The organism is Chroococcidiopsis sp. [FACHB-1243] (assembly GCF_014696895.1).
GTDB lineage: Bacteria > Cyanobacteriota > Cyanobacteriia > Cyanobacteriales > Chroococcidiopsidaceae > Chroococcidiopsis.
In genome coordinates this window covers 1-5,212 of record NZ_JACJQX010000112.1, presented here as the reverse complement: position 1 = coordinate 5,212, position 5,212 = coordinate 1, and the positions used below count along the sequence as shown (strand labels likewise).

At 48.5% G+C, this 5,212-nt stretch carries 7 protein-coding genes; 6 read left to right on the top strand and 1 reads right to left on the bottom strand.

Translation table 11 applies throughout. The features are described from left to right. Window positions 1-86: 86 nt before the first annotated feature. From H6G17_RS32050 to H6G17_RS32030, 5 genes are all read left to right on the top strand, one after another. Window positions 87-830, top strand: coding sequence for an SDR family oxidoreductase (locus H6G17_RS32050; protein ID WP_192162746.1), 744 nt, complete (start codon window positions 87-89; stop codon window positions 828-830). Window positions 831-963: 133 nt separating this feature from the next. Beyond that, window positions 964-2,061 (top strand): NAD(P)-dependent alcohol dehydrogenase, encoded by a 1,098-nt coding sequence (locus tag H6G17_RS32045; RefSeq protein ID WP_192162744.1) that lies wholly within the window; start codon window positions 964-966, stop codon window positions 2,059-2,061. Between the two features lie 121 nt (window positions 2,062-2,182). Then, a complete protein-coding gene (locus H6G17_RS32040; RefSeq protein WP_192162742.1) occupies window positions 2,183-2,938 on the top strand; it encodes an SDR family oxidoreductase in 756 nt (251 codons plus the stop codon). 47 nt (window positions 2,939-2,985) lie between these two features. After that, entirely contained in the window at window positions 2,986-3,741 is a 756-nt protein-coding gene (locus H6G17_RS32035) for an SDR family oxidoreductase (protein ID WP_192162741.1), read from the top strand. A gap of 125 nt (window positions 3,742-3,866) precedes the next feature. After that, window positions 3,867-4,583 (top strand): class I SAM-dependent methyltransferase, encoded by a 717-nt coding sequence (locus H6G17_RS32030; RefSeq protein WP_192162739.1) that lies wholly within the window; start codon window positions 3,867-3,869, stop codon window positions 4,581-4,583. A 58-nt stretch (window positions 4,584-4,641) separates the two neighbouring features. Here the strand turns inward: H6G17_RS32030 and H6G17_RS34450 are convergent, their stop codons facing one another. After that, entirely contained in the window at window positions 4,642-4,773 is a 132-nt protein-coding gene (locus H6G17_RS34450; RefSeq protein ID WP_277876148.1) for a hypothetical protein, read from the bottom strand. Between the two features lie 69 nt (window positions 4,774-4,842). On the opposite strand from H6G17_RS34450, the gene H6G17_RS32025 reads away from it, so the two are divergent. Beyond that, window positions 4,843-5,115 carry an SDR family NAD(P)-dependent oxidoreductase gene (locus tag H6G17_RS32025; RefSeq protein ID WP_192162737.1) on the top strand — a complete coding sequence of 91 codons (273 nt, stop codon included), beginning with the start codon at window positions 4,843-4,845 and terminating at the stop codon, window positions 5,113-5,115. The last annotated feature ends 97 nt before the right edge of the window (window positions 5,116-5,212 follow it).

Sequence of the window (5,212 nt, the reverse complement as noted above, 5' to 3'; positions counted from 1 at the left end):
TACACAACGTCAACCACACGTTGTACAAAACTTTTTTCGTGAGAAACATGTTGCTTACTCCGCTGCCTAAAACTGTTCACCATTCTATGCTCTGGTTAGTAAATGTGGAAAGCAAAGTCATTGCCATCACGGGAGCCAGTAGCGGCATCGGTGAAGCCTCCGCCAAGTTGCTAGCTCAAAACGGGGCAAAAGTAGTTTTGGGCGCACGCCGCACGGAAAAGCTAGAAAAGATTGTGAAAAATATCCGATCGTCTGGTGGAATCGCCGAATTCAAAGCCTTAGATGTCACCGATCGTCAAGATATGAAAGCATTCATTCACTTTGCTAAAGAGAAATTCGATCGGATTGATGTCATTTTCAACAATGCAGGCGTGATGCCTCTGTCCCTGATGAGCGCACTCAAAGTTGACGAGTGGGACAAGATGATTAACGTCAACATCAACGGTGTTCTGAATGGCATTGCGGCGGGACTGCCCATCATGGAAGCACAAGGCGGCGGTCAGTTTATCAATACCGCCTCGATCGCTGCCCATTGGGTAGGACCCACAAGCGCCGTTTATTCGGCGACAAAATATGCGGTTTGGGCAATATCGGACGGTCTGCGGCAGGAGTCGAAAAACATCCGCGTGACGATCGTCTCTCCTGGTGTAGTGGAAACTGAACTGGGTTCTGATATCTCAGACGAGTTAGCAAAAGGCGGGTTGAGAGAACTTCGCAAGACCGCGCTAACGCCGGATGCGATCGCCAGAGCCGTCTTATATGCCGTGGCTCAACCGGAGAATGTTGATGTCAATGAAATAATTGTTCGTCCGACTGCCAGCGCATTTTAGAGATTTCTTCAGGAATTCTATGTTCTATGAAGGATACCAGCGAAGTTAAGAGCGACTAGAGTGTGCGGATAGGGTTCCTCTAACGCTCTTGCCTGAGAAACGCCCGAAGGAACACAAAAAGGAAGAAATACAAATGCCAAGCACTACCGCTCTTGAATCCAAAAAAAATATGCGTCTCTGTTACGGGCTTGCAGCTTTAAGTCAGGGCGATCGCCTCGTGCCTTGGGAGTTTGAGCGACGGGAATTGCGACCCGACGATATCGCAGTGAAGGTTCAGTTCTGTGGTGTTTGTCACAGCGACTTGCACGCGATTCGAGGCAATAGCCGCTTTCCATTAATACCAGGGCATGAAATGGTGGGCGAAGTCACAGAAATCGGTGTAGAAGTTACGAAATTCCAAGTTGGCGATGCCGTGGTAGTCGGTAATATTGTCGATTCCTGCGGACGCTGCCCACCCTGTAAAAGCTACGAGGAATCCTATTGTCGCGAATTTCCGACGACCACTTATGATGGCATCGACAGGCACGACGGCAGCATCACGCGCGGCAGCTACTCGAATGAATATGTCGTCAAGACTGATTTTGCCTATCACCTGCCCTCCGGTCTCGATCCGGCTAGTGTGGCACCGTTAGTTTGCGCGGGAGTAACAACCTGGTCGCCGCTACATCAGTGGAACATTGGATCTGGAAAGACGGTTGGAATTGTTGGAATCGGCGGTCTCGGTCATCTGGCAATTAAATTTGCCCATGCACTGGGCGCTCATGTCATTGTCTTTACGACTTCCGAGCAAAAGCTTGCTGCTGCGCTGGAACTGGGTGCGGACGAGGCGATTTTATCGACGGATGCCGAGAAAATGGCGGCTCAAAAATATCGCTTTGATTTCATCCTGGACACGGTATCAGCGCGACATCTACTCGATCCGTATCTGCTGGCGCTGAACCTTGATGGCACGCTGTGCTGTCTGGGAATTCCCGATCGCATGGACTTCACTCCTGTCCTCTTAACAATGGGTCGTCGTCGGCTGACCAGTTCGGGGTCGGCGGGGACGTTAGAAACCCAAGAAATGTTGGACTTCTGTAGCAAGCACAAGATTGCAGCGGATGTCGAAGTGATTTCGGCTGCGGATATCAATGAGGGGTTCGAGCGGCTGGAGCAAGGAGATGTCCACTATCGTCTAGTTATTGATATGGCGACACTTGAGGCACCAGATGGAGACAAGGCTAAATCTTGAATGGTGCCGATCGCGACCCTTACGGTATCTTTGAAGTTTCTGGGGGTCAGTCCCTCTAATTCAAACTTTAAACAGTCCTGCTTCACTTTGCTGACCAATCATTTTAGAACCAGAGGGAATCATGATCCTTGAAAACAAAGTCGCCTTAGTTACTGGAGGCACATCGGGAATTGGCAGAGCAACTGCAATTGCATTCGGTGCGGCTGGAGCAAAAGTTGTTTTCTCAGGCAGACGCGACTCGGAAGGCGAAGAAACTGCCGCTCTGATTCACGATGCTGGGGCTGAGTGCTTGTTTGTGCGATCGGACGTATCGAGTGAAGCAGCTGTTAAGGCGCTGATTCAGAAAACGGTTGAGAGTTACGGTCGAATCGATTGTGCATTCAACAACGCTGGCATCGAGTCACCAGCAAAACCCCTACACGAACAGTCCATCGAAGATTTCGACAAACTGATGGCGATTAACGTGCGGGGTCTGTTCTTATGTATGAAATCTGAAATCCAACAGATGCTAACTCAAGGAGCCGGAGTCATCATCAACAATTCTTCAGCGGCTGGAATAATTGGGTTTGCGGGAGTGAGTCCTTACAGTGCCAGCAAACATGCTGTGATGGGGTTGACCCGTTCTGCCGCACTTGACTATGCCAAACAAAGCATTCGGATTAATGCCGTGAATCCAGGGCTTATTGCCACAGAGATGACCGATCGCTTTAGTCATAAAGATCCTGCTCTAGAGCAGCAACTTGCATCGATTGTCCCGATGGGGCGGCTGGGTCAAGCTGAAGAAATCGCGGCAACAGTTGTGTTCTTGTGTTCTGATGCTGCCAGCTATATTACAGGTCAGCCGATCGTGATTGATGGTGGATTCACAGTGAATTGATCCATTTCAAGAGAGAACAACCGGGCTTGATTTTAGGAGAAATAGTAATGATACTTCAGGGTAAAGTGGCGTTAGTTACTGGAGGCACATCGGGAATTGGCAGAGCAACTGCAATTGCATTCGGTGCGGCTGGAGCAAAAGTTGTTTTCTCAGGCAGACGCGACTCGGAAGGCGAAGAAACTGCCGCTCTGATTCGCGATGCTGGGGCTGAGTGCTTGTTTGTGCGATCGGACGTATCGAGTGAAGCTGATGTTCAAGCCTTGGTGCAGAAAACGATTGCTACCTACGGCAAACTTGATTGTGCATTTAACAACGCTGGGATTCTGGGTTCGATCGACCCCCTGCACGAACAATCTGTGGAGGAGTTTGACAAACTGATGGCAATCAATGTGCGGGGGCTGTTCTTGAGCATGAAATATGAAATTCAACAGATGTTGACCCAAGGCTCCGGTGTAATTGTCAATAATTCATCAGTAGGTGGTTTAAATGGGATTTCAGGGTTTTCTCCCTATACTGCCAGCAAACATGCGGTGATGGGGCTGACGCGAGCTGCTGCCCTTGACTATGCCAAGCAGGGGATTAGGATTAATGCTGTCAACCCCGGATCGATTGCCACTGAAGGGATAGATCGCTTCGTCGATGAGACGGGGATCTCGACTGACGATCTCGCGGCTATGGCTCCCATGGGTCGCATAGGTCAGGTGGAAGAAATCGCTCAGGTGGTGGTTTTTCTTTGCTCTGATGCTGCTAGCTATATTACGGGACAACCGTTGGTAATAGATGGCGGATTCACAGCGAACTAATCAAGTCGATCTCATCAGTAAGCCGATAGGTGAATGCTCAGAGAATTCACGTTTCTGGCGGTCAGTCGATTTAATTAAAATAAACAGTGTAATTACAATAAACAGTGTAATTACAAAGAGAAATCATGCCAAGCCAAGAATCAGCGGCTTTCTTCGACAAAGGACGTGCTTCAACCTACGATGCAAGAGCGGCTAAAGTAGCGCCATTGCGTGACGCACTTCATTTATCGATTCGTCTGGTACTTTGCGATCTTCCATCTGACGCGCGGATTCTTTGTGTGGGTGTCGGAACCGGGTTGGAATTGATTTATCTTGCTCAAGAATTTCCACAGTGGCAATTTACGGCAGTAGAGCCTGCGACGGCAATGCTTGAAACCTGTCGCGAGAAAGCTAAAGAGTTTGGGGTTGCGTCACGTTGCACATGGCACGAAGGTTATCTAGATTCGTTGCCCGCATCAGCATCCTTTGATGCGGCGACTTGCCTTCTGGTCTCTCACTTCTTCATGCAACCTGAGGAGAGACGCAAATTTTTCAGTCAAATTGCTTCACGCCTTTGCTCTCAGGGATATTTAGTGAGCGCAGATTTAGCTGCCGATATGTCCACTTCAGCCTATCAAGACCTGCGTGAGGTTTGGACTCGAATGCTGAAATATTCTGAATATTCGGATGAGGACGTTGAAAAATTTCTTGCTGCTCACGGTCGAGATGTGGCGGTGCTACCCCCCGATCGAGTCGGAGCAATCATTGCATCCAGTGGTTTTGATGCTCCTGTATTGTTCTTGCAAACGCTCTTTATCCATGCTTGGTATGCCAGACGCAATGTTCCTCGATCGCACAAATAACCCGACAAGGGTTGACCGCTGCTTTTCATCCCAATTCAATCAAACATTAGGAGAACCATTATTTAATGCTAGCGATCGCTTCAATTTCAAAAATTGTTGATAGTGAGGCAAGAAAAGCTACACCGATGCCAGTTAAAGATGGACGGGATTCGCCGAAAAAGCCAGCAAGAATAGGGGCAATAGTTTCCATGTGTTCAGTCAATTTTATTTCAGCTAACTTTATCTCCCATAACAAATACATTCAGGAGTCACAAATATTATGACAAAAAAAGTTGTTTTCATCACAGGTGCAAATAAAGGCATTGGTTATGAGGTGGCGCGACAACTAGCAGCAAATGAATTCATTGTTTTACTTGGAGCGCGAAATCCACAGCGAGGGGAGGTAGCAGCCAACAAACTCCGTGCCGAAGGTGAAGTTCACTTTGTACCGATCGATGTTACCGATGATCGATCGCCGCTGCGGCTGAGATGGTCTCCAAACAATGGGAAAAAGTCGATGTACTCGTTAACAATGCGGGGATCTGCCCACTGACAGGTGTAGGTTTGTTGCATAAGGGTGAGCGAGCATATCAAAAGGAAGAAAATCAAGCATGAGACTAGGGATGGGTTGAGAACTTAAATGCTGAAAA

What these genes read in the sequence shown, in the direction of transcription:
- H6G17_RS32030 (WP_192162739.1), top strand. Translation starts at nt 3,867, where the DNA reads ATGCCAAGCCAAGAATCAGCGGCTTTCTTCGACAAAGGACGTGCTTCA.
- H6G17_RS32045 (WP_192162744.1), top strand. Translation starts at nt 964, where the DNA reads ATGCCAAGCACTACCGCTCTTGAATCCAAAAAAAATATGCGTCTCTGT.
- H6G17_RS32035 (WP_192162741.1), top strand. Translation starts at nt 2,986, where the DNA reads ATGATACTTCAGGGTAAAGTGGCGTTAGTTACTGGAGGCACATCGGGA.
- H6G17_RS34450 (WP_277876148.1), bottom strand. Translation starts at nt 4,773, where the DNA reads ATGGAAACTATTGCCCCTATTCTTGCTGGCTTTTTCGGCGAATCCCGT.
- H6G17_RS32025 (WP_192162737.1), top strand. Translation starts at nt 4,843, where the DNA reads ATGACAAAAAAAGTTGTTTTCATCACAGGTGCAAATAAAGGCATTGGT.
- H6G17_RS32040 (WP_192162742.1), top strand. Translation starts at nt 2,183, where the DNA reads ATGATCCTTGAAAACAAAGTCGCCTTAGTTACTGGAGGCACATCGGGA.
- H6G17_RS32050 (WP_192162746.1), top strand. Translation starts at nt 87, where the DNA reads ATGCTCTGGTTAGTAAATGTGGAAAGCAAAGTCATTGCCATCACGGGA.